Source organism: Terrabacter koreensis, from assembly GCF_054783315.1.
The window spans coordinates 348665-374254 of record NZ_BAAGQU010000012.1; the positions used below are offsets into that span (position 1 = coordinate 348665).

The following is a 25590-nucleotide window of genomic DNA, read 5'->3' on the forward strand; positions in this document are numbered from 1 at the left end:
GTGGATGCCCCCGCCGCCGGCTCGACGGTGGACAATCCGTGGGAGCGCTGGTCGTGGGTCGTCCAGGGTGTCTGGCTCGTCTTCCTCGTCTTCCCGGTGCTCGCCGTCGTCAACACCGGCCGCCCGGGCTGGCAGGTGGTCGTCGGCCTCGCGCTCATCGCCGTCTTCGGTCTCGTCTATGCCTTCGGCGCGCAGCACCTGCAGCGGCTCGAGCGCGACTGCCGGCCACGGACGCGTCGGGGCGTGGCCTACCTGACCGTCCTCGTCGCCTGCACGGTCGCGATGGCGGCACTCATCGGGGTCGGCAGCCTCAGCTTCCTGCCGTTCGTCGTGTCGTTCGGCATGTTCGCCCTGCCGGTCGTGTGGGCCATGGCGCAGGGGGTCGTCGGCGTCGTCGTCGCGGCCCTCGCGGCCGTGTTCGTCGCCCCCGGGGAGGACACGTGGGTCGTCGCGATCATCGTCTTCGCCGTCGGGTCGATGACGGCGGTCATCCGACTCATGAGCGAGCGGGGCGAGCAGTACCAGGCGATGTCGCGCGAGCTGGCCCTCGTCGCCGAACGTGAGCGCGTGGCCCGCGACGTGCACGACGTGCTCGGCCACTCCCTCACCGTCGTCACGGTCAAGGCCGAGCTGGCGGAACGGCTCGTCGACCTCGACCCGGAGCGCGCCAAGGCCGAGCTGGCCGAGATCCAGGCCCTGAGCCGCCAGGCGCTCGCCGAGATCCGCGAGACCGTGGGCGGCCTGCGCCAGGCCCGGCTCGACAACGAGCTCGCCTCGGCCAGAACGGCGCTCGCGGGTGCAGGCATCGAGGCCCACGTGCCTGACGACCCGGCGGCCGTCGACCCGCGGCACCGCACGGTGCTGGCGTGGGTGCTGCGCGAGGCGACGACGAACGTCATGCGGCACAGCGACGCCGACGCGTGCTGGGTCGAGCTCGACAGTGACCGCCTGACGGTGCGCGACGACGGCCGCGGGCTCGGCGGGCGACCCGAGGGCAACGGCATACGCGGGCTGCGTGAGAGGGTCGAGGCCGCGGGAGGGCGCCTCTCGCTCGAGACCGGCCGCGAAGGCCACGGAACCGTGCTGGAGGTGCGGCTGTGAGCGAGACGGTCAAGGTGCTGCTCGCCGACGACCAGGCCCTCGTGCGGGGCGCGCTCGCGGCGCTGCTGGCGCTCGAGCCCGACCTCGAGGTCGTCGCCGAGGTCGGCCGCGGCGACGAGGTCGTCGACGCGGCGCGGCGTTCCGGCGCGCAGGTGTGCCTGCTCGACATCGAGATGCCCGGCATCGACGGCATCGCGGCCGCTGCGGCTGTGCGCGACGAGCTGCCGGGCGTGCGCACCCTCGTGGTGACGACCTTCGGGCGCCCCGGCTACCTGCGCCGGGCCCTCGAGGCGGGGGCCTCGGGCTTCGTCGTCAAGGACACCCCGGCGCGGCAGCTCGCCGAGGCCGTGCGCCGGGTGCACGCGGGGCTGAGGGTCGTCGACCCCTCGCTGGCCACCGAGTCGCTCGTCGACGGTGCGAACCCGCTCACCGAGCGCGAGCGCGAGGTGCTCAGGGTGGCGCTGCGCGGCGGCACCGTGGCCGCCATCGCCGGCCAGGTGCACCTGTCTGCGGGCACCGTGCGCAACCACCTGTCCGCCGCCATCGGCAAGACCGGCACGTCCACCCGCGCCGAGGCCGCCCGGGTCGCCCAGGAGCGCGGCTGGCTCTGAGCCCGGTCAAGCGGCGGGATGTTTCGGGGATCGAAGTGTCGACTCCGCGCGCCGCCGATCGACGTCGTGGTGGAGGCTGGGACCGACCCGGCCGGCACACCAAGGAGTTCCCATGCGCTACCTGATGATCCACAAGATCGACGAGGCCCGCCCCGAGGCCTGGAACCCGAGCCAGGAGTTCCAGGACGCGATGGCCGACCTCATGAACGAGTGCGCCGAGTCGGGCGTGCTGCTCGCCGCCGAGGGCGTGACCCAGACCAAGGACGGTGCCGTCATCCGCAAGACGGAGGGCGCCGGCGTCTCCGTCACCGACGGGCCGTTCAGCGAGGCCCGCGAGGTCATCGGCGGCTTCGCCCTGGTCAACGTGTCGAGCAAGGAGGAGGCCGTCGAGCTCGCGTCGCGGTTCGCCTCGCTCTTCGACGAGGTCTCGGTCGAGGTGCGCCGCGTCTTCGAGTTCGAGGACGCCCCGCAGGGCTGAGCACGTATGCCGTCGGGCGGGGTCGCCGTCAGGCCGGCGCAGGCCGCGGGGTCGAGGCGCCCGGCGTCCCCGCGCGCCGGGCCATGAAGGCCGTGACGAGCTCGGCGACGCCGATGAGGACGAGCATGACGCCGGCGAGCCGCGCGAGCAGCACGAGTGACGAGCCGGGGAAGATCGCGACGACGAGGCCGGCGAGCACCGAGACGACGCCGCTCGCGACGAGGAACGTGCGGGCCGTTGCGCTGCGCCCGGCGCGCACGCCCTGTGCCACGGCGGCGACGCCCTCCGAGAGCCAGCCGGCGGCGATGACGATCGCGACGACGAGCAGCGAGGTGCCCGGCCGCAGCAGGCAGATGATGCCGGCGACGACCGACAGGGCGCCGAGGACCAGCGACACCGGCTTGAGCCAGGCGGGCTCGGTCGGCAGCAGCCGGCTCGTCGAGATGCGCAGCGCTCCGGCGACGACGAGCTCGAGCCCGAAGGTGATCGCCACGACGAGCAGGGTCACGCCGGGCCAGGCGAGCACGAGGACTCCGAGCACGATCGACAGGATGCCGAGCGCGACCAGCGGCATGGTCCAGTGCGACTCCTCGAGGGTGGCCCGGTGCCGGCCTCGGGTGACGCCGGGGCCGGGCGGGTTCGGGTCGGGGGCGGCGGCGTCCGGGACGGTGCTCGACATGGTTGCTCCTGAGGGGTGAGGTCGGCCCGAGGTGCGGTGCTTCCAGTCTGACCCCGACGTGGGCCGCGAACACCCCAAACCGCGCAGATCGCGCCACACCCACCGAACCGCGAGCCGTGGCATCCGCACAGGCCTACCGATAGCGTCGGCGAGGTGAACATCATCTTCGTGGAGCCGTCGTTCCCGGCGAACCAGCGCCGCTTCGTGCACGCGCTCGCCTCGGTGGGCGCCAACGTCTACGGCATCGGTGAGTCCGAGGAGGGGCACCTCGGCGACGAGGTCCTCGGGGCGCTGCGCGGCTACTACCGCGTCGGGTCGGTCACGAACGTCGACCAGATGGTCGAGGCGGTGCGCTTCTTCCAGGACAAGGTCTGGATCGACGCGCTGGAGGCGACGGTCGAGGCGCACACGATGCCGGCCGCGCAGGTGCGTGAGGCGTGTGGCATCCCCGGCACGAGCGTGCGCACGACGTGGTTGTGTCGCGACAAGCCGTCGATGAAGGAGGCGCTGCGCCAGGCGGGCGTGCCCACCGCGGCGAGCGCGGCCGTCGATTCCGCCGACGAGGCCCGGGCCTTCGCCGAGCGCGAGGGCTACCCGCTCATCCTCAAGCCGCGTGCGGGCGCCGGCGCGCAGGGCACGGTCCGCGTCGACGACGACAGGGAGCTCGAGGACGCGCTGGCGGCGTACGGTCGCGAGGGCGCGACGTCGATCGCCATCGAGGAGTTCGTCGAGGGTCACGAGGGGTTCTACGACACCATCACCCTCGACGGGCGCGTCGTGCACGACTGGGCGACGCACTACTACCCCAACGTGCTCGAGGCGATGCGCCACCGCTGGATCTCGCCGCAGTTCATCACGACGAACCGCATCGACGAGCCCGGCAACTCCTTCTACGCGGAGGTGCGCGAGCTGGGCCGCCGCGTCATCTCGGCCCTCGGCATCGAGACGTCGGCCACGCACATGGAGTGGTTCTACGGACCGAAGGGCCTGAAGTTCAGCGAGATCGGCTGCCGCCCTCCGGGCGTCGGCGCGTGGGACGTCTACTCGGCCGCGAACGAGGTCGACGTCTACCGCGAGTGGGCGCACGTCATCACACACCGCGCCCCCGAGCAGCAGATGAAGCGGACGTATGCCGCCGGCATCGTCGCGCTGCGCCCCGACCGTGACGGGTCGATCACCGGCTACAGCGGCATCGACGAGATCCAGGCGCGCTACGGCGAGTGGGTCATCGACGGCCACTTCCCGCCGGTCGGCCACGGCACGCAGGGCGTCGAGGCCGGCTACATGGCCAACGCGTGGGTGCGGCTGCGCCACCCCGACTACGACACCGTCAAGGCGATGCTCGACGACGTCTGCCGCACCGTCCGCGTGCACGCCGGCTGACGCGCGTACTCGATGACGACGATCCTGCTCGGTCCCCAGCGGTTCACGACGACCGTGGGCGCGACCGTGCGCGCGCTCGACGTGGACGGGCCCATCGCCATGGTCAACTCCGGCTGGGAGGAGCGCGAGTCCGACGACGCCGAGCTCGCCGGCCACCTCGACGGCCGCGGCGTCAACCTGCGCCTCTACCGCCGGGCGTTCGAGCTGCTGCGGGCCGACCACGGGCTGCGCGCCGTCGTGCTCGACCACCGGTCCCGGCACGACGAGCTGCGCGCCTTCTACGGCCTGCGCCTCCAGTCGGCGTGGGACACCGTCTTCGCGGTGCGTCACCGCACGTCGCGGCACGGCATCGGCGAGGGCGCCGAGCGGTCCGCGCTGCAGGCGCTGCGTGACGTCGACGACTGGTACGCGTACGAGGTGGCCCGGCTCGTCGAGCAGACGGCGGCGACCGACGCGTTCCGCGGCAGCGCGGCGCTCGCGACCCAGCGTGCCGAGATCGCCGGGCTGCTCGCCTCCTCGGCCGCCGTCGTCGTGGCCGGCGGGCACGTCGGCCTGCTCATGGAGACGTTGCGGCTCTTCGCCGTGTCGTTCCCCGCCTCGACACCCGTCGTTGCCTGGTCGGCCGGGGCGATGGCCGTCTGCGACCCCGTCGTCCTCTTCCACGACTTCGCGCCGCACGGGATCACCGCCCCCGAGGTGCACGACCGCGGGATGGGGCGCGTCCGTGGCCTCGTGCCGCTGCCCCACGCCCGGCGCCGCCTCGACCTCGACGACCGCGAGCGCATGGCGGTCTTCGCGGCGCGCTTCCCGGCCCACCGCCTCGTGCCGCTCGACGCCGGCACGGTGATCCGGCTCGGGCCCGGCAGCACCGACGCCGACGGTCGCGCCGTGGTCCCGGAGGGTACGCGCGTGCTGACCACGGCGGGCACCGTCGTCACCGAGGGGGCGGCGTGAGCACCCAGGCCCGCACGGCGCGGCTCGCCGTCAACCAGCTGCGCCAGCGGCTGCCGCTCGACGGGCCGGCCATCGACCGGTTCATCGAGCGTTTCGGCTGCCCCATCATCGAGGGCGAGCGCGCGACGTTCCTCTACCGCGGCGACGTCGACGAGGTGTGGGTGCGTCACCGTGTCGTCGGGCTGCCGGACCCATTGCCGCTCAAGCGGATCGGCGAGTCGGACCTGTGGGCGGTGACGACCGTCCTGCCCGAGGGATCGCGCGTCGAGTACCAGATCGAGATCCGCAAGGGCGACCAGTACGAGCGCTTCAACGACCCGCTCAACCCGCGGCTCGCGCACAGCCCCATGGGCTCGTCGTCGGTGTGTGCCGCGATCGGCTACCGGGTGCCCGACTGGGTGGCGTTCGACCCCGAGGCGCGGCCGGGCACGCTCGTCGAGGAGCAGATCCGCAGCAAGGCACTGCGCCGCGACCAGCCGGTGCAGATCTACCTGCCGGCGCGCTTCAACCGGGCCCAGCGCTACCCCCTGCTCGTCGTGCACGACGGCACCGACTTCCTCGAGTTCGCGGCGATGAAGACGGTGCTCGACAACCTCATCCATCGGCTCGACGTCGATCCGCTCGTCGCGGTGTTCGTGCCGCCGCGCGACCGGCTCAAGGAGTACCCGAACCACGCCCCGCACGCCCGGTTCATCGCGAGGGAGCTCGTGCCGCTGCTCACCCAGCGGCTGCCGCTCTTCGACACCCCCGAGGCCCGCTGCCTCATGGGCAGCTCGTTCGGCGGCATCGCGTCGCTGTCCACGGCGGTGCGCTACCCGGGCTACTTCGGCTCGCTCATGCTGCAGTCGGCGTCGCTCGTCTTCACCGACATCGGCTTCGACCACGGCGGCGGCCCCGCCTTCGACCCGGTGGTGAAGTTCGTCAACCGCTTCCGCGAGAAGCCCTCCGCCGTCGTCGACCGCATCTTCATGACGTGCGGCGTCTACGAGCCGCTCATCACGCCGAACCGGTCGATGGTCCCCGTCTTCCGGCACACCGGCATGAAGGTGCGCTACACGGAGGCGCGTGACGGCCACAACTGGGAGAACTGGCGCGACCGCCTCGGCGACGGCCTCTCCTGGATCTTCCCCGGACCCCAGAAGTTCGTCTACGAGTGACGGGCGCAACCCCAGAAGGAAGGCAACCCATGAAGGTGACCGACCGGTGGCACTCCGACCGTCTCGGCCAGGACATCACCGTGGCCCGGTGGGGCACCTACGGGATGCCCGTGCTGCTCTTCCCCACCGCGGGCGGTGACGCCGAGGAGGTCGAGCGGCACAAGATGATCGCCCACCTCATGCCGCTCATCGACGCCGGCCGGGCGAAGGTCTACTCCTGCGACAGCGTCGCCGGCAAGGCGATGGCCGAGCGGGTCGGCTCGACGGAGTACCGGATGGCCCTCTTCAACGCCTTCCACGACGCCGTCGCCTCCGAGGTCATCCCCGCGATCCACTCCGACGTGGGCGGCAACCTGCCGGTCGTCGTCGCGGGGGCCTCGATCGGTGCCTTCAACGCGCTGGCCATCACCTGCCGCTACCCGCACCTCGTCGACTCGGCCGTCTGCATGAGCGGCACGTACGCCGTCGACAAGTTCATCGGTGGCCGCTTCACCGAGGACCTCTACTTCAGCTCGCCGCTGCACTTCCTGCCCGACCTCGACGGCCCGGATCTCGACGCGCTGCGCCACCGCATGGTCATCCTCGCGTCGGGCAGCGGCCGGTGGGAGGACCCGGGCGAGGCGTGGGCGGTCGCAGAGGTGCTCGGCGCCAAGGGCATCCCCAACCGCGTCGACGACTGGGGCCCGGCCTACGACCACGACTGGCCGACTTGGTGGGAGATGCTGCCGACGTATCTCGACGACCTGCTGCCGTGAGCCGCCGGCCCTTCCTGCTGCTCACCTCCCGCGTCGACGACGCCCTGGCCGAGCAGGAGCGCGAGGCGTTCCTGCGCCTCACCGGCCTGGGCGACGACGACGTCGTGCACCTGCGCATCGAGCAGGGCGCGTTCCTCCCCCTCGACGTGACGGCATACGCCGGGGTGGTGCTCGGGGGCAGCCCCTTCACCGTCAGCGAGCCGCGCGACTCCAAGTCGCCGACCGAGCGCCGCGTCGAGGAGGAGCTGACCGTGCTCATCGGCGAGCTCGTCGAGCGGGAGGTGCCCTACCTCGGGCTCTGCTACGGCATCGGCGCGACGAGCCTCGCCCTCGGCGGGGTCGTGGACCGCACGTACGGCGAGCCCGTGGGCTCCACGACCGTACGCCTGACCGCCGCCGCAGCCGACGACCCGATCTTCCGCGCGCTGCCCGACACCTTCACCGCCTTCGTCGGGCACAAGGAGGCGGCGACCGAGCCCCCGCCGGGTGCCGTCGTCGTGGCCACGAGCGACCCGTGCCCCGTGCAGGCCTACCGGGTGGGCCCGTGCGCGTGGGTGACCCAGTTCCATCCCGAGCTCGAGCTCGAGACGTTCGTCGAGCGCATCCGCGCCTACGCGCACCTCGGCTACTTCCGGCCCGACGAGCAGGACGCGATCATCGAGTCGGTGAGGGCGGCCGACGTGTCGCCGACGCACGACGTGCTGAGGAGGTTCGTCGCCGAGTTCGCCTGACCCCACGAGGTGCCGGGGCTACGTTGGGCCGGTGGAGGACCTCACGGCCATGGTCGCGCGGCTCGCCGACGAGCACGGCTTCTCCGGAGTGGTCCGCGTCGACCGCGACGGCGTGACCGAGCACGCCTCGGCGCACGGTCTCGCCGAGCGGGCCTTCGAGGTGCCGAACACGCTCGACACGCAGTTCGGAGTCGCCAGCATCGCGAAGAGCCTCACCGCCATGACCGTCGTCAGCCTCGTGGCCGACGGCCTCGTCGGCCTCGGCGCCCGGGTGCGCGACCTGCTCGGCGACGAGCTGCCCGACATCGCGCCCGACGTCACCGTCGAGCACCTCCTCGCGCACCGCTCCGGCATCGGCGACTACCTCGACGAGGACCTCGACTTCGGCCCGTCCGACTACGTCATGACAAGGCCCGTCCACGAGTTCGTGACGACCGACGACTACGTGCCGTCGCTGCGCGGTCACCCGACGAAGTTCGCTGCCGGAGAGCGGTTCTCGTACTGCAACGGCGGCTACGTCGTGCTGGCCCTGGTCGTCGAACGCGTGACCGGGCGGCCGTTCCACGACGTGCTGGCCGAGCGGGTCTGCGTGCCGGCGGGACTCGAGCACACGGCATACCTCCGCTCCGACGAGCTGCCGGCGACCGTCGCCCGCGGCTACCTCGACGACCACGGCCTGCGCACCAACGTGCTGCACCTGCCCGTGCGTGGCAGCGGTGACGGCGGCGTGCACACGACCGTCGGCGACCTCCACGCGCTGTGGGACGCCTTCGTCGGCGGACGGGTCGTCGACGAGCGCTGGGTCGCCGAGATGCTGCGGCCGCGCAGCGTCGACCCCGGGGACGGGCGCCGCTACGGTTTCGGCCTCTGGCTCGCGCCCGCCGGCGACGGCGTCGTCATGAACGGCTACGACGCCGGCGTCTCGGCACGCACGGCGCACGTGCCCAGCCGGTCGCTCACGTGGACCGTCGTCGCGAACACGAGCGACGGCATACGGCCGCTCGTCCGGCACCTGGCCGAGCGCCTCGAAGCCTGACGGCAGGCCGGTATCACCGGGCGCCGCGGCGCCCTCTGAGGGAGAGGCCTGTTCGCGGGGGCGGGCCCTGCTCCGAAGGACGGGCCCACCCATGAGCGTCACCGACGTCTTCCCACTCATCAAGGCGCCCGACGCCTGGCCGGTGCCCGTGGTGGCGACGCTCGCGATGGTCTGCCTCGCCGGCCTCGACCTCGTGGGCGCGGTCCTCGCCAAGGAGTGGGCCGAGAACGGCAGCGTGCGCGCCCTCGTGCTCGGCGCGGGCGCCTTCCTCGTCCTCTTCTGGGTGTACGCGTCGTCGCTCCGGTATGCCGAGCTGGCCCTCGTCACGATGGGCTGGGTCGTCATGCTCCAGGTCGGGCTCGTGCTCGTCGACCGCTGGCGCTACGGCGTCGAGCTGCCCGTCGGCAAGTGGGTCGCGATCGGTGTGGTGCTTCTCGCACAGGCCTACCTCGTGTTGGCGCCGAGCGCCTCGCAGGCCGGGGCCACCGCGAGCGGCGGCTAGACTCTGGTGGCACTGGCAGGGGTGCACCGGGTTGCCGCGGCGCCACCTGCCGTCAGTGTCTGCCCCTGTCGTTGCGCCCCTGCAGTCCCGTCCGGCACCGTCCCGGGCGTCCTCGAAGGAAGCCCATGCGTCGTCGTCCTGCCCGCCCCGCCCTCGTGGCGGCCGTCGGCGTGCTCACGCTGGCGGCGGGCTGCACGACGAGCACGGCGCAGTCCTCCTCGACGGCCGGCGGCACCCCGGCGGCGACGTCCACGGTGTCGACCCCACCGGCCACGCTGACCACCCAGCAGAAGCAGCTCGTGGTCGGTGCCGTCTTCGACCACACGACACTGGACCCGACGCGCCAGTTCGACCGCACCGGAGCGTTGCTCACGCACGCGCTCTACGAGACGCTGACGACCCTCGACGCCGACGACCCGACCAAGGTCGTCCCCGGCATGGCCGAGTACACCATCTCGCCCGAGGGCAAGTGGCTGACGATGCGGCTGCGCAAGGACCTCGTCTTCTCCGACGGCACACCCGTCACCACCGACGACGTGGTCTTCACGATCGAGCGGGCCAAGGGGCTCGGCGGACCCACCGCAGCGATGCTCGGCACCGTCGGCGTCACCAAGGTCGACGAGCGCACCTTCACGCTCACCTCGCCCGGCTCCAACTTCGCCCTGCCGGCAATCCTCGCCAACCCGGCCTTCGGCATCCTCAACGCCGCCGCGGTCAGGTCGCACGGCGGCACGATCGGGCCCGGCGACGAGGCCAGCGGCTACCTCTCGCAGCACTCGGCCGGTTCGGGTCCCTACGTCATCGAGAGCGTGCGCGGTACCTCCGAGGTGCGCCTCGCCGCGAACCCGATGTGGCGCGGCACCGCCCCGGCCTTCACCACGGTCGTCGTGCGCAACCTCGCGCCCGCGCAGCAGCTCGACGCCGTCCGCACTGGCAGGGCGGACCTCGTGCTCGACCTGTCGCCGACGCAGGCCGACGGTGCCACGGCGCGTCCGCCGGCATCGGCGGTCACGGTGACCTCGATGCGGTCTAGCACGCTCACCTACCTCGCGCTCGACCAGAAGGCGGCCGTCAACGCGTGGACGGCCAACCCGCGCTTCGCCGAGGCGATCCGCCGCGGCGTCGACCGTGACGCGCTCGCACAGGCCGTCCCCGGCGCCGCGGCCGCGCCCGGCCTCATCCCGGCCGGCATCGTCGGCGCCCTGGACGACCTTCCTGCCACGACGGGCGGGAACGGGTCGAGCGGGTCGGGCGGGTCGGGCACGTCGGGCACCAGCGGTCCGTCCGGCACCCCCGCGCCCACGACGACCTCGTCCTCGGCGGGCGCCTCGGCGGGCACCACCGACTCTCCCACGACCCCGAGCGACGGCACGACCACCGGCGCCGACGGCCGCCCCACCCCTGTCGTGACCCTGCCGGTCGTGCCGGCCCACGACCTCACCGCTGCGCGGGCCGCCCTGCGCAGCTCGGGCTACAAGGGCCAGCCGATCCCCCTCACGTATGCCGCCGACGTGCCCATCCAGGGGCTGCCCGCCGGCACCATCGCCGCCGCGGTCGCCAAGCAGCTCGGCGAGGTCGGCATCAAGGTGCGCCTCGACCCGCAGCCGGCCCAGAAGGCGCTCGCCGCCTACCGCGCCGGTCTCACGGGCCTCAGCCTGTGGGCGTGGAGCCCCGACTACCCCGACCCCGAGAACTACCTCGCCTTCGGGCCGGGTGGCCTGGTCGGCTCGCGCGCCGGCTTCGTGCCGGGCCTCGACCCGCTGGTCGACTCGCTCACCCAGAAGGCGCGCGACTCGATCGGTGACGACCGCCAGATCGCGTATGCCGCCTGGCAGCAGGCGATGAACGACCGGGGCCCCTTCGTCCCCCTTCTCCAGCCGTCGACGCGTTTCGCCAGCGGCGACCGCGTCGCGGCCGTGCCCGGCAACCCGGTCTGGACCGTCGACCTCGCCCGCATCCGCTGACCCGGCGCCGGCATTCTCCCCTCTCCTCTCCGATCGAGAGAACGCTTCGTCACGTCCCTCGCGTCCTCGCGAGCACGGCGTACGCGCCCTCCTCCGATCGAGAGAACGCTGAGTCACGCGCGTGGCTCCGATCGAGAGAACGCTGAGTGACGCGCGTGGCTCCGATCGAGAGAACGCTGAGTGACGCGCGTGGCTCCGATCGAGAGAACGCTGAGTCACGCGCGTGGTTCTCTCGATCAGGGATCTGCCGAGCGCGGGCCGCGGTCAGGCGGCAGGTGCCGTCGGCGGCGTCGGTGCGGGCGATGCGGCGAGCCGGCCGCGCAAAGCTCGGCCGATCGACGAGCCGACGAGCAGGCCGAGCGAGATGGCGATGGCCACGCCGAGCAGGCCGAGGGCGACGTCGGTGGCCGACTCGCGACCGGCGGCCAGCTCGGTGACCCCGACGAGGCCCAGGCTGCCGGGAACGAGCAGCCAGAACGCGGGCAGGAAGAGGACGAGGCGCGGCAGCTGCGGGCGGCGCAGCTCGACGATGCTCGCCCCGAGGCTGGCCGCGACGGCGCCGAGGAAGCCCCCGAGCACGATCGTGCCGAGCTGCTGCCCGGCGAGCTGCGCGCCGAAGGCGAGGCTGAGGACGAGCAGGACCCAGCCCTGCATGCGCAGCGGGACGCCTTCCATGAGGCAGATGCTCGCGCCGATGAGCACGAGCCCGACGGGGGCGCCGGCCCAGCCGATGTCGTCGACGCGCTGGTTGACGAGGGTCGAGGTGGGCACCCGGAGCAGCGCGGTGGCCATGAGCAGGCCGAGCGCGAAGAGGCCGAGCTGCGCCAGCCCGTAGGTCAGCCGGGCCGACCCCGCCTGCATGTGCCCGGCCGCGAGCTCGGACATGCCGTTGACGACGAGGGCTCCGGGGAGCAGGACGGCGAGCGGCGGCAGCACGGTGCGCAGCGGTCCCGCGAGCAGCCCCGCGTCGGCGGCACCGAAGACGAGCAGCGACACGGCGAACGCGGCGAGGGTTGGGAGCAGCGCCTTGACCACTTCGTAGCGCTCGGCGAGCTGGACGAGCGCGAGCACGACGAGCGCCCCGACGGCCGCCGCGGCGACGTTGGCCCAGCCCGGCTGGAGGATGAGCGCGATACCGACGGCCAGCACGGGCCAGGCGAGGGCCACCAGCCACGCGGGCTGCTGGACGGGGCGCCGTGTCGTGGCGGCGAGCTCCTTACGGGCGGCGGCGATCGTCAGCTCACCCACGACGAGCTGGTGGCGGATGAGGCGGACGCTGGCGGACTGGTGCAGGCGCAGCCCGGCCGCAGCCGAGCGGTAGGTGCTCGGGCCGCCGGGCGTGAGCGTGACCATGAGACCCGTGGGTCCGACGGCCATCTGGACCTCGGGGTAGCCGAGGCGGGTGCTCACCTCGGCGAGCTCCTCCTCGATCTCCTGGACCGGCTGGCCGGTGGCGATCATGGCCGTGCCGAGCTCGGCCAGCAGGGCGCGGGTCTCGGTCTGCCCGTCCGCGTCCTCCTGCATGGTCGTCATCATGTCAGCGGACGACGCGCCCCGGAGGACGGTCCACTCGGTCCCGCGCCCTCCCCTCCCTGCGGCGCTCCGATCGAGAGAACGCTCCGTCACCTCGCAGGGGTGACGGAGCGTTCTTTCGATTGCAGGAGAAAGGGGTGGGGGGCGGGCCGCGGGTGAGTTGCGTGCTGGGTCAGTCGACGCAGAGGCAGAAGGGGTGACCGGCGGGGTCGAGGAAGACGCGGAACGACTGGCCGGGCTGGTGCTCGTGCTTCGTCGCGCCGAGGGCCACGACCTCCTTCTCGCCGGAGTCGAGGTCGTCGACCATGACGTCGAGGTGCATCTGCTGCGGCACCTGCTGGCCGGGCCACTGCGGCGGCGTGTAGTCCGAGACCTGCTGGAAGCAGATGCAGTTGCCGGTCTCGGTGTCGCGGATCTCGGCCCAGTCGTCGGACGTCTTGATGGTCCAGTCGAGCATGGTGCCGTAGAAGGTGGCGAGCGCCCCGGCGTCGGGGCAGTCGAGGACGAAGCTGGGGTATCGGGCGATGGCCATGCACCGACGGTAGGCGCCCACCCGGACGATCGGCGTCCTGAAGTGGCAGGACCTCTCCCGCCGTTGCCGAGCGGACTCCCAGCGTGCGCACCTACTCTCGGTCCATGGGTGCCGTCGACTTCATGCTCGAGCGACGCGTCGCTGCGCCCCCGGCCGAGGTGTTCGCGCGGCTGGTCGACATCGAGGCGTACAACCAGTGGATGCGCAGCAAGGGCAGCATCCGTCGGCGCTCAGAGCAGACGTCGACCGGCACCCCGGCGGTGGGCACGACCTACGTCGACCACACCCTCTTCGGCCCGACGCCCGGCGAGATCGCCGAGCTCGACGCGCCGCGCACCCTGACGTACCACTGGTGGGACCGCACGAAGTCCGGGCGGCTCAACATGGAGGGCTGGCCGGCATACACGCTCGAGGACGCCGGTGACGGCGCGACGCTCGTGCGCCACCACGTGTCGCTGCGCACGCACGGCGCGTACCACCTCGCGACCCCCGTGCTGGGCCTCATCGCCCGCCGCGAGCGCACGGCCGTGCTCGCCGCGCTCGAGGCATCCTTCCGGTCGACCAGCTGACCGCGCTCCGACAGGATCGGTGCGGAAAGTCCTGAGACCCCTGTCGAAGCGGCCGACCGTCGTTCGACGTGGGGGTGAAGGACGGTCGACCGGACCGCCCGAGACAGAGGAGAACTGGGATGACGCACTACCTGCTCGCCGTGCACGGCCCTGCCGAGATGAACGAGTTCGGCAACTACGGCTCGAAGGAGGACATGGAGCAGGCGTTCGCCGACACGGGCGCCTTCAACGACAAGCTCAAGGCCGACGGCTACTGGGTGTTCGCCGGTGGTCTCGAGCCGGTGAGGCAGTCGACCGTGGTCGACGGCCGGGGCGAGCAGCCCGTCGTCACCGACGGCCCCTACCTGGAGGCCAAGGAGGTCATCGGCGGCTTCTGGGTCATCGACGCGCCCGACCGCGACACGGCCGAGCGTCTCGCGGCCGAGGGCTCGAAGGCGTGCCGCGGCAAGGTCGAGGTGCGCCCGTTCGGTGGTCTTGCCTGACGGCTACCTCCGGAAGCGCTGCTGGAGGTCGGCGTAGCCGATCGCCCCGTCGAGGAAGCCGAGCGTGCCGGTGTCGAGGAGCTCTCGGCCGGCGCGCTCGAGCATGCTCAGGGCGGCGCGGGCGAGGCTGCCGCCGAGGCTGACCCGTACGACACCGAGGGAGAAGAGCGTGCGGGCGTCGATGGTGTTGGCGAGGCCGGCGACGATGTTGAGCGGGCCGGGGATGGCCTCGGCGAGCCGGCGGATCGTGTCGGCGTCGACGACACCGGGGACGAAGACGCAGTCGGCCCCGGCGTCGAGGTAGCGCGTCGTGCGCCCGACCGTCTGGGCGAACACGTCGCCCTCGACGCCCGCGAAGTACGTGTCGGTGCGGGCGTTGACGACGAAGCTGCCCTTCGGTGCAGCGGCCCGTGCGGCAGCGATGCGGTCGACGGCCTCCTCGACGTCGAAGAGGCGCCCGCCGGTGATGTCCTCGAGGTTGGCGCCGACGGCTCCGGCTTGGACGGCGAGTTCGATCGTGCGACCGACGTCCTCGGCGGTGGCGCCGTAGCCGGCCTCGAGGTCGGCGGTCACGGGCACGTCGACGGCGGCGACGATGCGGCATACGTGGTCGAGCATCGCGTCGCGGGTCATGGCCCCGCCGTCGGGCACCCCGCTCGCCCAGGCGATCCCGGCGCTGGTCGTCGCGATGGCGGGGAAGCCGACCTGTTCGAGGACTCGCGCCGAGCCGGCGTCCCAGGCGTTGGGCAGCACGAAGCCCGGGCCGGAGTGCAGGCCGAGGAGGGCGCTGGCTTTGTCGGTCTCGGGACTGTCGTCCTGCTGCCGGGTCTCGTGGTCAGCCAAGCGTGTCTCCTTCGTCCGTCGTGTCTCACCCAGCATGCCGCGCGACCCGGACGATCGGGTGTCCTGGCCCGTCGGTGGTTGGATCGGGACATGCGCATCTTCTTCACCGGTGGCAGCGGCAAGGCCGGCAGGCACGTCGCGCCGTTCCTCGCCGATCAGGGCCACCAGGTCACCAACGCCGACCTCGTCCCGCTGGGCCACCCCGCCGTCGACGACCTCGCCGTCGACCTCACCGACGTCGGCGAGACGTACTCGGCGCTCGCGGGACTGGCGCGCTTCGACGAGCTGGAGCTTGCGACCAAGCCGGCATACGACGCCGTCGTGCACTTCGCCGCAGTCCCGCGGATCCTGCTCACGTCGGACGCGAAGACGTACGCGACGAACGTGCTCAGCACCTACAACGTGCTCGAGGCGGCGACGCGGCTCGGCATCCGGAAGGTGATCTTCGCGTCATCCGAGACGACCTACGGCGTGTGCTTCGCGCAGGGTGAGCGCAAGCCGCTCTACGTGCCGGTGGACGAGGAGCACCCGACGGTGCCGGAGGACTCGTACGCAATGTCGAAGGTCGCGAACGAGGTGACAGCGCGCTCGTTCCAGGCCCGCACCGGCGTCGACATCTACGGGCTGCGCATCAACAACGTCATCGAGCCGCACGAGTACGCCGAGATGTTCCCGCCGTTCCTCGAGGACCCGACACTGCGGCGGCGAAACCTCTTCGCCTACATCGACGCTCGCGATCTCGGCCTCATGGTGCAGCGGTGCCTCGAGGTCGACGGGCTGGGCTACGAGGTGTTCAACGTCGCGAACGCCGACATGTCGGTCGCGGCGACGACCGACGAGGTGCGCGAGCGCTTCTACGACGGGGTGGAGCAGCGGCGGAAGATGGGGCGCAACGAGACGTTCTACTCCATCGACAAGGCGCGCGACCTGCTCGGCTACTCGCCGCAGCACTCGTGGCGCGACGTGCTCGACGACCCGCGCGCGTCGTGAAGGCGGTCGTCTACGAGGACTACGGGCGTACGCCTGTGGTGCGGGAGGTGCCGCCGCCGGCGTGCCCGCCGGGCGGGGTCGTCGTCGCGGTCAAGGCCACGGGCGTATGCCGTTCCGACTGGCACGCGTGGATGGGGCACGACCCGGTGGCGTTGCCCCACACGCCGGGTCACGAGCTGGCGGGTGTGGTTTCCTCGGTGGGTTCCGGGGTGCGCAACTGGGTGGTCGGCGACCGGGTGACGGTGCCGTTCGTCTGCGGGTGCGGGCGGTGCTCGTGGTGTCTCGCCGGCGAGGCGCAGGTGTGCCCCGACCAGACGCAGCCCGGCTTCACGGGGCCGGGGTCGTTCGCCGAGCTCGTCGCGATCCACGGCGCCGACACGAACCTCGTGCGGCTGCCGGACTCGGTCGACTTCGTGACGGCGGCGTCGCTGGGCTGCCGTTTCGCGACGGCGTTCCGCGCGCTGACGACGCACGGACGGCTTGGTCCTGGTGAGTGGCTCGCGGTGCACGGGTGTGGCGGCGTCGGGTTGTCGGCGGTGATGATCGGCGTGGCGCTCGGTGCGCGGGTGATCGCGGTCGACGTGAACCACGACGCCCTTGGGAGGGCTTCCGCGTTGGGCGCTGGAGGGATCATCGACCCTCGGGCTGAACCCGACGCGGCGGCGCTGATCCGGGACGTCACGAACGGCGGTGTCCACGTCTCCATCGATGCGTTCGGCTCACCCGACACCGCCGTCGCGTCGGTGCGCAGCCTGCGCCGACGCGGCCGGCACGTGCAGGCCGGCCTGCTGCTCGGCCCCAACTCGACCCCGCCGCTCCCGATGGATCTCGTCATCTCCCAGGAGCTCGAGGTCTACGGCTCCCACGGCATGCCGGGCCGCGACTACCCGGCGATGCTCAGGCTTATCGAGGAGGGCTCCCTCCGGCCGGCCGCGCTCGTCGGGCGAGTCATCGGCCTCGACGAAGCCGGAGCCGCGCTGGCGACCATGGACCGACCGGGATCGACCGGGATGACCGTCGTGAGTCTCGCCGCCGGCGACGTGCGGGAAGGGTAGTCGCGTGGACGTACGGGTCGGGTTGTGCGGGTGGACGATCTCGCAGGCCTCGTACGTGCAGCGCTTCCCCGTCGTCGAGGTCCAGAACACGTTCTACGACCCGCCTGCCGACGCCGTGCTGACCCGCTGGCGCACCCAGGTGCCGCCGGACTTCGAGTTCACGATGAAGGCGTGGCAGATCGTCACGCACGAGTCCAACAGCCCCACCTACCGGCGGCTGAAGCAGCCCCTGCCGGAGACCGCCCATGGTCAGGTCGGAGGTTTCCGGACGACCCCTGAGGTCCTCGCGGGCTGGAAGCGCACCCTGGAGTGCGCTGACCTCCTGCGCGCCAGTGCCGTGCTGCTCCAGTGCCCGAAGAGCTTCCGCCCGACAGCGGAGAACGTCGGCCGGCTGCGGAGCTTCCTGACCCGGGTGGGTCGGCCGGCCGGTCGGCTGCTGTGGGAGCCCCGTGGGAAGTGGCCCAGGCAGCTGCTCGAGGAGCTCTGCGCCGAGCTCGACCTCGTTCACGTCGTCGACCCGATGCAGACCGAGACGGTGACCCCGGATCAGACGTACTACCGGCTGCACGGCACCACGGGCTCGCGGCACGTCCACACCGATGACGAGCTACGACGGCTGCGCGATCTCGTCGACGCTCGCCCGCAGCCCTACGTCATGTTCAACAACCTGCCCCGGGCCGGTGACGCAGAGCGGTTCCTCGCACTGCTCTGCGGCTGAGGCCGCCAGACAGACGGCTGACGAAGCCGCCCGCTGGTCAAGCGGGCACGTCCATGCCCCATCGGTTCATCAGCACGCGTAGCTTTGACGGGTCGGGTCCGCTCAGGAGGGCGAGCTCCCGGAAGAACCCGTCGAGGCCGGGCAGGTGGAAGAAGACGAGTCGACTCGGCCCGTCGCCCGCGGCCGTGAAGCCGTGCAGGGTCCCGCGGGGGACGAAGACGAACGACCCCGCGCGGCCGCGGCGTATCTCCGACCCGAGGCGGAAGTCGAAGGCCCCGTCCACGACGTAGAAGAGCTCGTCCTCGTCTCGATGCACGTGTGGCAGCGGCGCGAAACCTCCCGGCTGGAACGTGCCCTGAACGGCCGAGACCGCACCCCCGGTTCGGTGCGCCGGGACGGCAATGCTGAACGCGTTCGAGAAGACGTCGAGTGTCTCCGCGTCGTCAGGCGTCGACACGAAGGCGTCGAGGCTCATGTCACCAGTGTGTCGCCGTCGCGGGCCCGACCACAATGGCCCGGCGTGAGCCGTCCGCGGCGGGTTCGTCCATCATCGTCGGACCGCCCAGCAGATCGGCTACGGTCAGAGGGCACGGACGATGAGTCGCTCACAGTGGACAGTGAACCTGCATGGAGGTGACGGTGGCTGGGGCCGGGGAGCTCATCTCGCGCCCGTCGCGGCTGCCGCGAGTCGGTGTGGTGCTGGCTGCCGGCCGGTCCGAGCGGATCAGCGCCCTGACCGGCGGTGGGTCGAAGGCGCTGCTGCGGCTGGGCGGCTTGACCCTGGTCGAGCGAGCGGTGAAGACCCTGCTCGCCGCCGGCATCGAGTCCGTCGTGGTGGTCGTGGGCCACAGTGCCGGGCCGGTCGCGGCACTCGTCGACGGCTTGGCACCCGGCCGGGTCCGGACCGCGTACGCGGAGCGGTGGCAGGACGGGAACGGCGCGTCGCTGGAGGCCGTCGAGGACCTGGTCGCCGGGGAGAAGCTCTTCGTGCTGCTCACCGCTGACCATGTCTTCGGCGACGGAGCCGTCGACCGGTTGTTGGAGGCGGGCGCGCCGGCCGTGCTCGTCGACCCCTCTCCGGGGCCTGCCGCCTGGGAGGAGGGCACCAGGGTTCGGGTGGTGGACGGGGCCGTGGTCGCGTTCGGCAAGGCCCTCGACGAGCCCGGCATCGACTGCGGCGCGTTCCTGCTGCCCCCCGACATCTTCCGCTGCCGGGCAGAGGTCGCGCTCGAGGGCGACGACACCCTGGCAGGGGCTGTGACCCGGCTCGCCCAGGAGTCGCCGCTGCAGGTGGCTGCGCTGCCCGACGGCTGCTGGTGGCAGGACGTGGACACTCCCGAGGACGCACGGGCAGCGGCGGCCGCTCTGCGCGGCTCGCTCGGCAAGGATGCGGATGGGCCCGTCAGCCGCTGGCTCAACCGTCCCGTGTCGACCCGGCTGTCGATGCTGCTGGCCAGGTGGCGCCCTGACCCTGACGTCGTGTCCGTGGTCGCCTTCCTGCTCGGCCTGGCGGGCGCGGTGCTGCTGGCCACGGGACAAGGCGTCGCAGGCGCGCTCCTGGTGCACGCAAGCTCCGTCGCGGACGGCGTCGACGGAGAGGTCGCCCGACTCCAGCTGCGGGGCAGGCCTCAGGGAGCGCTGCTCGACGGCGTGCTCGACCGCGTGGGTGACGCCGCGATCCTGGCTGGTCTGGGTCTGTGGGCCGTGGAGGCGCACGACCCCCGAGTCGTGCTGGCGCTCACTGTGGCGGCGACGGCCGGGGCCCTGCTGTCCATGGCGACGAAGGACCGCGCCGCAGCACTGGGACTGCCACCGGCCCCCGAACGGGCGCTCGGTTTGCTGTTGGGTGGCCGGGACGGTCGGCTGTTCCTCGTGGCCGTGGGCGCACTCTTCGGCAGCCCTCTGGTGGCTCTGGCGGCGGTCACCGCGACATCCGCGATCTCCCTCGCCCTCCGGGTCGCCTTCCTGCGGCGCCCGTCCCTGGCCGGGCAGCAGCGGTGGCGTCACCGAACCGACGTCTGAGGCGCCCGTCCCGTCCGAATGACCGGCTAGCCAGTAGCCACCACTCTTGGGGCTAGCGGCGTCGGCGCGTGAAGCGTATCGGGTCGAAGGCGGAAACCGTTGCGGCGGAACCGAGTTCGACGAGATCGGCCACCAGCGACGCGGTGGGAGCCGCGAGGCTGAGCCCGAGCATGTTGTGGCCGGTCGCCACGACGACGCGGTCCGCGCCCGGCGCGCAACCGATGAGCGGCTTGCCGTCGGGCGTCATGGGACGGGGCCCGACCTGCTCGTCGGTGCTGGCGTCCCAGTCGACGCCGGTCAGGTAGGGCGCCGCCTTGCGCTTCATGACGTCGATGCGTCCGGCGCGCAGCCCCTCTGGCGTCCCGTCGAGCTCCACCATGCCGAGCACCCGTGTGCGGCCGCCCATGGGGGTCACTCCGACATGGGTGTCGCCGAGCCGCAGCACGTGTGTCGGTGGTTGCTCGGGGTGGATGGTGAAGCTGTAGCCCTTGCCCGGGGTCACATAGCCGTGGATGCCAAGTGGCCGCAGCAGCTGCTCGGACCAGGCGCCCGCGGCGATGACGGCGTGGCCCGTCTCGACGGTGCCCGAGCGCGTGGCGAGCTCGACGCGCGCGCCTCGCTGGCGCACCGCCAGGACTGGCGTGTCGCCGAGGACGCTTACGCCTCGTGACCTCAAAGACGAGCCGAGTCGGTCCACCAGCCGTGACGGGTCCAGCCACCGGTCGCCCCGATGGACGAAACCGAACTGGGCTGCGTCACCGAGACCCGGTTCGAGCCTCAGCAGCGCCCGCCGTTCCAGGATCGGCTCGGGCGGCGGGCAGAGGCCGCGTCGCGAGACGGAGAGCAGGGACGCCCGGGAAGCCTCCGCCTCCTCGCGGGTCGGGTGCAGCATGAGGAACCCCTCGTCCTGCAGGTCGTCGATGACCCGAGCCTCGACGAGCTCGTCGACGAGCCCGGCCGTGCGGCGGTTGAGCAGGTCGAGATCGTCCCAGGACCGGCTGAACGTCCGTCGGCCCGAGCTCGTGAGGAACCGCGTCAGGTAGCCCGCCACCCGCGGAAGCGCTCGCGCGCTCAGCAGGAAGCTGCCTCTCCCGGGCGAGACGAGCGAGCGTATGCCGTCGCGAACGACACCCCATGACGGGAGCGGGTCGCTGCGGGCCGGACAGACCCAGCCCCCGTTGACGCGAGCCGCACCCCCGCCGAGCCCGCCTCCGGCTTCGAGGACCGTGACGGCATACCCTCGCTCGACGAGCTCGTGGGCGCTGAACAGCCCGATCAGCCCGCCGCCGACGACGGCGACCTCGGCGGTCGGCATCAGAAGCGCTGGTCCCTCAGGTCGCTCGACACGTGGGGCTCGGCCCGCGCGCTGAGCTCTGCCTCCTTGATCTGGGCGCGCCGGTCGTCGCCGGGTTCCACATCGGCATCTGGGTCGACGTGCGTGGGGTCGAGCACCCGCTTGAGGAAGGTGCGGGTGCGATGGTGCTGCGGGTCGCCGATGACGCGGTCGGGGTGCCCCTCCTCGACGATGACGCCACCGTCCATGAAGATGACGCGGTCGGCGACCTCTCGCGCGAACGCCATCTCGTGCGTCACCACGATCATCGTCATGCCTTCGGACGCGAGCCGTCGCATCACGGCCAGCACGTCGCCGACGAGCTCGGGGTCGAGGGCCGACGTCGGCTCGTCGAAGAGCATGAGGTCCGGCTCCATCGACAGGGCGCGGGCGATCGCGACGCGCTGCTGCTGGCCGCCGGAGAGCTGTGCGGGGAAGGCGTCGGCCCGTTCCGCGAGGCCCACCTTCTCCAGATTGGCGCGGGCGACCTGCTCGGCCTGGGCCTTGTCGCGCCTGTGGACGACCTGCTGCGCGACGGTGCAGTTGTCGAGGACGGTCAGGTGTGAAAACAGGTTGAACTGCTGGAAGACCATCCCCATCCTGCTGCGCACCCGGTCGATGTCGCAGTCGGGGTCGGTGACGTCGATGCCTTCGACGCGGATCGTGCCGCCGCTGGGCTGCTCGAGCAGGTTGATGCAGCGCAGCAGCGTGGACTTGCCGGAGCCCGAGGGCCCGATGACGCAGACCACCTCGCCCTGGCTGATCGAGGTCGTGATGTTCGTCAGCACCTCGACCGAGCCGAAGGACTTGCGTAGGTCCGTGATCTCGACGACCGCGTCGGCGGGCGCCGAGGACGTACGCGTGGGGGACGGGTGGGTCGTCATCGTGCCCTCGCAGACTTGGCTTCCATCCGCCGGACCGCGAACGTGAGCGGCAGCGTGATGAGGAGGTAGCAGAGGCCCGCGATGACGAGCGGAGTGAGGTTCGCGTTCGTGTTGGCGAGGTCCCGGCCGTACTTGGTCAGGTCGAACGACGTCGAGGACAGCCCGATGATGTACGCGAGCGAGCTGTCCTTGACGACGAGGATGAGCTCGTTCGTCAACGGCGGGGTGACGATCCGGAACGCCTGCGGGAGAACGATCTTCCGCGTCGCGGCGCCGGCCGGCATACCGAGTGACCTGGCCGCCTCGACCTGCCCCTTCGGCACGGCCTGGATGCCCGCGCGGATCGTCTCGGCCATGTAGGCGGCCGCGACGATGCCGAGCGCGCTCCACACCGTTCCGTAGATGCCGAAGGGGATCTCGAGCCCGGGGAAGGCCAGCGGGAGCAACCCGAAGGCCAGGAGCACGATGATCGCCGGCAGGCCCCGGAAGAACTCGATGTAGACCGTCGCGATCCAGCGGTAGGGGCCCACGGACGACAGGCGCATGAGGGCGAGGATCGTGCCCAGCACGAGGCCGAGGACGAACGCGCCCAACGCGTACACGGCGGTGTTGAGCAGTGCCCGGCCGAGCCCCTGGGTCAGGGTGTCGACGATCAGGTCGCCCCGGAAGAAGACCTTCTGGATCTGGGGCAGGTCTGCGACCGACACGAGGATGACGACGGCGGCCACGAGAACGGCGTACTGGACCCACCGGATGCGCTGGGCCCGCTTGCGGGGCGAGAGCTTGCGCACTCGCCCCGCTGCTGCAGGGGACGTCATGGCAGCGCGCTCACGGAACGGTCGGGATGACAGCCGGCTCGGAACCGAACCACTTCTTGTAGCTCGCCTTGTAGGACCCGTCCTCGATCGACTTCTTCAGGGCCGCGTTGAAGGCGTCCTTGATCTTGGCGGCGTTGGGGTTGTCCTTCTGGAAGAGGAAGCCGTACTGCTCGCCGGTGTCGAACTCCTTGACCACCGCGAAGTCCGGGTTGGACTTGGCGAAGTCGAGCAGCGGACCGTTGTCGTTGATCGCCGCGTCGACCCGACCGGACTGCACCCCGGCGATCTCGGTGGGCAGGTCGTCGAAGACGACCGTCTCGTAGCCGTTGGCGTCCTTGTTCTTGTCGCCGTACGCCTGGCCGGTCGTGTCGGTCTGGACGCCGAGCTTCTTGCCCTTGAGTGACGACAGGTCGGTGATGCCCGCGGACTTCTTCGCGAGAAGGGCCTGCGTTGCGCTGAAGTAGGGCGTCGAGAACGCCACCGACTGCTTGCGCTTGTCGTTGATGGTGACCGCGCCCATCGCCATGTCGCACTTCTTCGCGGCGAACACCGCACCGGAGGTCTGCGAGGCGAAGTCGATGTCGACGATCGTGACCTTGGACTGGCCCAGCTGCTTCGCAGCGGCCTGCGCGAGGTCCATGTCGAAGCCGACGACGTTGCCTGAGGCGTCCTTGAACTCGAACGGCTTGTACGACAGGTGGGTGCACACCGTGAGGGCGTCCGAGCTGACGAGCTGCGGACCACCCGAGGGGTTGCTGCCCGAGCTGCCCCCGGAGTCGGAGCTCGAGCCGCAGGCGGCGAGGGCGAGAGAGGTGGCGGAGACGACCGCCGCGAAGCCGAGAAGGCGGGACCTGACCTGCGACATGAGTGTTCCTCCAAGTTTGTCGGTAGCGGCGACACTACCCAGCGGGGCCCGGTCCCGGTACGACCACGACGGCACGGTCCGATAACTGGACGTACCGACTCACGACGCCTGTCCCGCCTAGCTTGCGGCGGACGCGTCGTACCAACGCAGCACCCGGAGTGCCCTCAAGGTGTTCCACCTGTTCGGCGTCCCGTCAGGCTCCTCGAACCGGAAGTGGACCGCGCCGGCGTGGGTGTTCTCGAGCAGCCAACGGCCGTCGGGTCGCCGCTTCGCGCGGACGTGCTCGACTGCCTCGGCCAGTCGCGGGTCCGCCCTGCCACCACGCAGGGCGAAGTACTCCGTCGCCTTGAGCACGTCGTAGCGCCAGCGTGGGGGAAACGAGAACAGCATCCATTCGGGGTTCACCACCTCGCCGGTGCGCAGCGACCGGAAGAGGTGGCGCCGGAGCAGGTACTCCTCTCCGTTCCGGCGAGCCAGACGGACCTCGTCGGATCCACCGGTGCGGCGCTCCCACCGCAGCAAGGCGTCGATCACGGCCAGCGTGCTTGCGAAAGAGGACGGCGCCGGGCGCCTTTGCGCCCAGCAGTTCCAGCCGCCATCAGGCATCTGATCCGCCAGAAGCCGCTGCACCACGGCGTCGACGTCGACGCCCAGATAGGTACCAATCCGGATCGTGCCGGCGTTGATGCAGCAGTCCTCCTCGCCGGCGAAGAACGGGAGCCCGTCGCACTCCCAGCGACAGTTGCGGGCGACCAGGCGGGCGGTCTCCTGCATCACCGCACTGTCCGGGGCGACTCCCAGATGGCACAGGTCCAGCAGGACCTGGTAGGTCGCGGTCCACGGCTGGCCCGTCTCCGTCTCCGACCCGTCGGTCGGGGCCTCTTTGGGATCCTCACTGGCGGCCGGGAACGGCGGCGGCGGTTCACCGGCGGCCAGGGCCCGCGCAGTCTCCTCGGCGAAGGCGGCGGTGTCTGGGAAGCAGGCGCCGTTGGCCCACAGCCCATCAGGAGCGCGCAGCGCCAGCAGCCGAGCGCCCCAGCCCTCGTGCTCTACCCGAGCCCGCTCAGCAACGACCTCGGCCTCCGGGGCATCGACCAGATCGCGCAGCACCTGCCAGCGGATCGCAGAATCGCCCTGTAGCAGCCACCGCACAACGGGGTCGTCCTTGGTCAGCGGGACGGTCTGCGGTCGGTCGCGCCCCCTAGGTTCGCTTCGCTCCATCTTCAAACGTTAGTCGGGAGACGGGCACCCACCTGCCGATCGAAGGCAGCCCTGCTCATCTGGCCATTCACTCGAACCAGCCCATCTGCGGCGGATTCACGCAGGTCCGCCGCTTGAAGACGACGGCCCGCTCTCAGTGCGGCACCGGGACCGCTCAGGAGCGAAAGCCCTCGTCCTGCCACGCGTGCTCGGCGAAGCTGAACAGCCGCTGCGGGGTGATCCGCAGCCAGTAGGCCGCCCAGGCAATGGTGCCGCCGCGGTTGCGTAGCTCGGTGATCTGCCGGAGGTCCTCTGGCACGGTTGTCACCACCTCGGCCGGGCCTTCGATGAGCACGGCGGCGTGCGTGTCGTGTTCACCCTCGAGGATGGACAGC

28 protein-coding genes are annotated in these 25590 nt (G+C 71.6%); 17 read left to right on the forward strand and 11 right to left on the reverse strand.

What is annotated here, in order from left to right:
* The 3 genes from ACYVNR_RS20510 to ACYVNR_RS20520 all read left to right on the forward strand — a co-directional run bounded on the left by ACYVNR_RS20510 (position 1) and on the right by ACYVNR_RS20520 (position 2190).
* Entirely contained in the window at positions 1-1101 is a 1101-nt protein-coding gene (locus ACYVNR_RS20510; RefSeq protein ID WP_461050655.1) for a sensor histidine kinase, read from the forward strand.
* Positions 1098-1712, forward strand: coding sequence for a response regulator transcription factor (locus ACYVNR_RS20515; RefSeq protein ID WP_045188776.1), 615 nt, complete (start codon positions 1098-1100; stop codon positions 1710-1712). Before ACYVNR_RS20510 ends, ACYVNR_RS20515 begins: the two co-directional genes overlap by 4 nt.
* A gap of 112 nt (positions 1713-1824) precedes the next feature.
* Complete coding sequence (locus ACYVNR_RS20520) at positions 1825-2190, forward strand: YciI family protein (RefSeq protein WP_458798934.1); 366 nt, start codon at positions 1825-1827, stop codon at positions 2188-2190.
* 28 nt (positions 2191-2218) lie between these two features.
* Here the strand turns inward: ACYVNR_RS20520 and ACYVNR_RS20525 are convergent, their stop codons facing one another.
* Positions 2219-2869 (reverse strand): HdeD family acid-resistance protein, encoded by a 651-nt coding sequence (locus ACYVNR_RS20525; RefSeq protein ID WP_052677115.1) that lies wholly within the window; start codon positions 2867-2869, stop codon positions 2219-2221.
* A 153-nt stretch (positions 2870-3022) separates the two neighbouring features.
* Here ACYVNR_RS20525 and ACYVNR_RS20530 point away from each other — a divergent pair, with 153 nt between their 5' ends.
* The 8 genes from ACYVNR_RS20530 (at position 3023) to ACYVNR_RS20565 (ending at position 11351) form a co-directional block, all read left to right on the forward strand.
* Positions 3023-4252, forward strand: a complete 1230-nt coding sequence (locus ACYVNR_RS20530; RefSeq protein ID WP_461050657.1) for an ATP-grasp domain-containing protein — start codon at positions 3023-3025, stop codon at positions 4250-4252.
* 12 nt (positions 4253-4264) lie between these two features.
* A complete protein-coding gene (locus ACYVNR_RS20535; protein ID WP_461050659.1) occupies positions 4265-5206 on the forward strand; it encodes a type 1 glutamine amidotransferase family protein in 942 nt (313 codons plus the stop codon).
* Positions 5203-6363, forward strand: a complete 1161-nt coding sequence (locus tag ACYVNR_RS20540) for an alpha/beta hydrolase-fold protein (RefSeq protein ID WP_045188773.1) — start codon at positions 5203-5205, stop codon at positions 6361-6363. The genes ACYVNR_RS20535 and ACYVNR_RS20540 overlap by 4 nt, the downstream gene beginning before the upstream one ends.
* A 29-nt stretch (positions 6364-6392) precedes the next feature.
* Positions 6393-7118, forward strand: coding sequence for an esterase family protein (locus ACYVNR_RS20545; protein WP_458798929.1), 726 nt, complete (start codon positions 6393-6395; stop codon positions 7116-7118).
* Positions 7115-7849 carry a glutamine amidotransferase gene (locus ACYVNR_RS20550; RefSeq protein WP_461050662.1) on the forward strand — a complete coding sequence of 245 codons (735 nt, stop codon included), beginning with the start codon at positions 7115-7117 and terminating at the stop codon, positions 7847-7849. Before ACYVNR_RS20545 ends, ACYVNR_RS20550 begins: the two co-directional genes overlap by 4 nt.
* Before the next feature lie 31 nt (positions 7850-7880).
* Entirely contained in the window at positions 7881-8885 is a 1005-nt protein-coding gene (locus ACYVNR_RS20555) for a serine hydrolase domain-containing protein (RefSeq protein WP_461050664.1), read from the forward strand.
* A 91-nt stretch (positions 8886-8976) separates the two neighbouring features.
* A complete protein-coding gene (locus tag ACYVNR_RS20560) occupies positions 8977-9387 on the forward strand; it encodes a hypothetical protein (RefSeq protein ID WP_461050666.1) in 411 nt (136 codons plus the stop codon).
* A 125-nt stretch (positions 9388-9512) separates the two neighbouring features.
* Complete coding sequence (locus ACYVNR_RS20565) at positions 9513-11351, forward strand: ABC transporter substrate-binding protein (protein ID WP_461050668.1); 1839 nt, start codon at positions 9513-9515, stop codon at positions 11349-11351.
* Positions 11352-11615: 264 nt separating this feature from the next.
* On the opposite strand, the gene ACYVNR_RS20570 is transcribed toward ACYVNR_RS20565, so the two are convergent.
* Together ACYVNR_RS20570 and ACYVNR_RS20575 are read right to left on the reverse strand one after the other, a co-directional pair.
* Positions 11616-12884 carry a threonine/serine exporter family protein gene (locus tag ACYVNR_RS20570; RefSeq protein ID WP_461050670.1) on the reverse strand — a complete coding sequence of 423 codons (1269 nt, stop codon included), beginning with the start codon at positions 12882-12884 and terminating at the stop codon, positions 11616-11618.
* A 172-nt stretch (positions 12885-13056) separates the two neighbouring features.
* Positions 13057-13416, reverse strand: coding sequence for a VOC family protein (locus tag ACYVNR_RS20575; RefSeq protein WP_461050672.1), 360 nt, complete (start codon positions 13414-13416; stop codon positions 13057-13059).
* Positions 13417-13520: 104 nt separating this feature from the next.
* On the opposite strand from ACYVNR_RS20575, the gene ACYVNR_RS20580 reads away from it, so the two are divergent.
* Both ACYVNR_RS20580 and ACYVNR_RS20585 read left to right on the forward strand, forming a co-directional pair.
* Positions 13521-13985, forward strand: coding sequence for an SRPBCC family protein (locus ACYVNR_RS20580; protein WP_461050674.1), 465 nt, complete (start codon positions 13521-13523; stop codon positions 13983-13985).
* Positions 13986-14104: 119 nt separating this feature from the next.
* A complete protein-coding gene (locus ACYVNR_RS20585) occupies positions 14105-14467 on the forward strand; it encodes a YciI family protein (RefSeq protein WP_461050676.1) in 363 nt (120 codons plus the stop codon).
* 3 nt (positions 14468-14470) lie between these two features.
* Here the strand turns inward: ACYVNR_RS20585 and ACYVNR_RS20590 are convergent, their stop codons facing one another.
* The gene (locus ACYVNR_RS20590) at positions 14471-15310 is read right to left on the reverse strand and encodes an isocitrate lyase/PEP mutase family protein (protein WP_461050678.1); all 840 of its coding nucleotides are present in this window, start codon (positions 15308-15310) and stop codon (positions 14471-14473) included.
* A 90-nt stretch (positions 15311-15400) separates the two neighbouring features.
* On the opposite strand from ACYVNR_RS20590, the gene ACYVNR_RS20595 reads away from it, so the two are divergent.
* Genes ACYVNR_RS20595 through ACYVNR_RS20605 form a run of 3 tightly spaced genes read left to right on the forward strand, consistent with a single transcriptional unit; the run spans position 15401 to position 18073 of the window.
* Positions 15401-16300 (forward strand): NAD-dependent epimerase/dehydratase family protein, encoded by a 900-nt coding sequence (locus ACYVNR_RS20595; protein ID WP_461050680.1) that lies wholly within the window; start codon positions 15401-15403, stop codon positions 16298-16300.
* On the forward strand, positions 16297-17355 hold the full coding sequence (locus ACYVNR_RS20600; protein WP_461050682.1) for a zinc-dependent alcohol dehydrogenase family protein: 1059 nt from the start codon (positions 16297-16299) through the stop codon (positions 17353-17355). Before ACYVNR_RS20595 ends, ACYVNR_RS20600 begins: the two co-directional genes overlap by 4 nt.
* Positions 17356-17359: 4 nt before the next feature.
* The gene (locus tag ACYVNR_RS20605) at positions 17360-18073 is read left to right on the forward strand and encodes a DUF72 domain-containing protein (RefSeq protein WP_461050684.1); all 714 of its coding nucleotides are present in this window, start codon (positions 17360-17362) and stop codon (positions 18071-18073) included.
* 37 nt (positions 18074-18110) lie between these two features.
* On the opposite strand, the gene ACYVNR_RS20610 is transcribed toward ACYVNR_RS20605, so the two are convergent.
* Complete coding sequence (locus ACYVNR_RS20610; RefSeq protein ID WP_461050686.1) at positions 18111-18548, reverse strand: cupin domain-containing protein; 438 nt, start codon at positions 18546-18548, stop codon at positions 18111-18113.
* Positions 18549-18700: 152 nt separating this feature from the next.
* On the opposite strand from ACYVNR_RS20610, the gene ACYVNR_RS20615 reads away from it, so the two are divergent.
* Positions 18701-20095 carry an NTP transferase domain-containing protein gene (locus tag ACYVNR_RS20615; RefSeq protein WP_461050688.1) on the forward strand — a complete coding sequence of 465 codons (1395 nt, stop codon included), beginning with the start codon at positions 18701-18703 and terminating at the stop codon, positions 20093-20095.
* A gap of 52 nt (positions 20096-20147) precedes the next feature.
* On the opposite strand, the gene ACYVNR_RS20620 is transcribed toward ACYVNR_RS20615, so the two are convergent.
* The 6 genes from ACYVNR_RS20620 to ACYVNR_RS20645 form a co-directional block, all read right to left on the reverse strand.
* On the reverse strand, positions 20148-21410 hold the full coding sequence (locus tag ACYVNR_RS20620; RefSeq protein WP_461050690.1) for an NAD(P)/FAD-dependent oxidoreductase: 1263 nt from the start codon (positions 21408-21410) through the stop codon (positions 20148-20150).
* The gene (locus ACYVNR_RS20625) at positions 21410-22312 is read right to left on the reverse strand and encodes an amino acid ABC transporter ATP-binding protein (protein WP_461050692.1); all 903 of its coding nucleotides are present in this window, start codon (positions 22310-22312) and stop codon (positions 21410-21412) included. Before ACYVNR_RS20625 ends, ACYVNR_RS20620 begins: the two co-directional genes overlap by 1 nt.
* Positions 22309-23130, reverse strand: a complete 822-nt coding sequence (locus tag ACYVNR_RS20630) for an amino acid ABC transporter permease (RefSeq protein ID WP_461050694.1) — start codon at positions 23128-23130, stop codon at positions 22309-22311. Before ACYVNR_RS20630 ends, ACYVNR_RS20625 begins: the two co-directional genes overlap by 4 nt.
* 10 nt (positions 23131-23140) lie before the next feature.
* The gene (locus ACYVNR_RS20635; protein ID WP_461050696.1) at positions 23141-23995 is read right to left on the reverse strand and encodes an ABC transporter substrate-binding protein; all 855 of its coding nucleotides are present in this window, start codon (positions 23993-23995) and stop codon (positions 23141-23143) included.
* Between the two features lie 117 nt (positions 23996-24112).
* Positions 24113-25216, reverse strand: coding sequence for a prenyltransferase/squalene oxidase repeat-containing protein (locus ACYVNR_RS20640; RefSeq protein WP_461050698.1), 1104 nt, complete (start codon positions 25214-25216; stop codon positions 24113-24115).
* A gap of 154 nt (positions 25217-25370) precedes the next feature.
* The coding region (locus tag ACYVNR_RS20645) for a hypothetical protein (RefSeq protein ID WP_461050700.1) at positions 25371-25590 on the reverse strand (220 nt) is incomplete at its 5' end.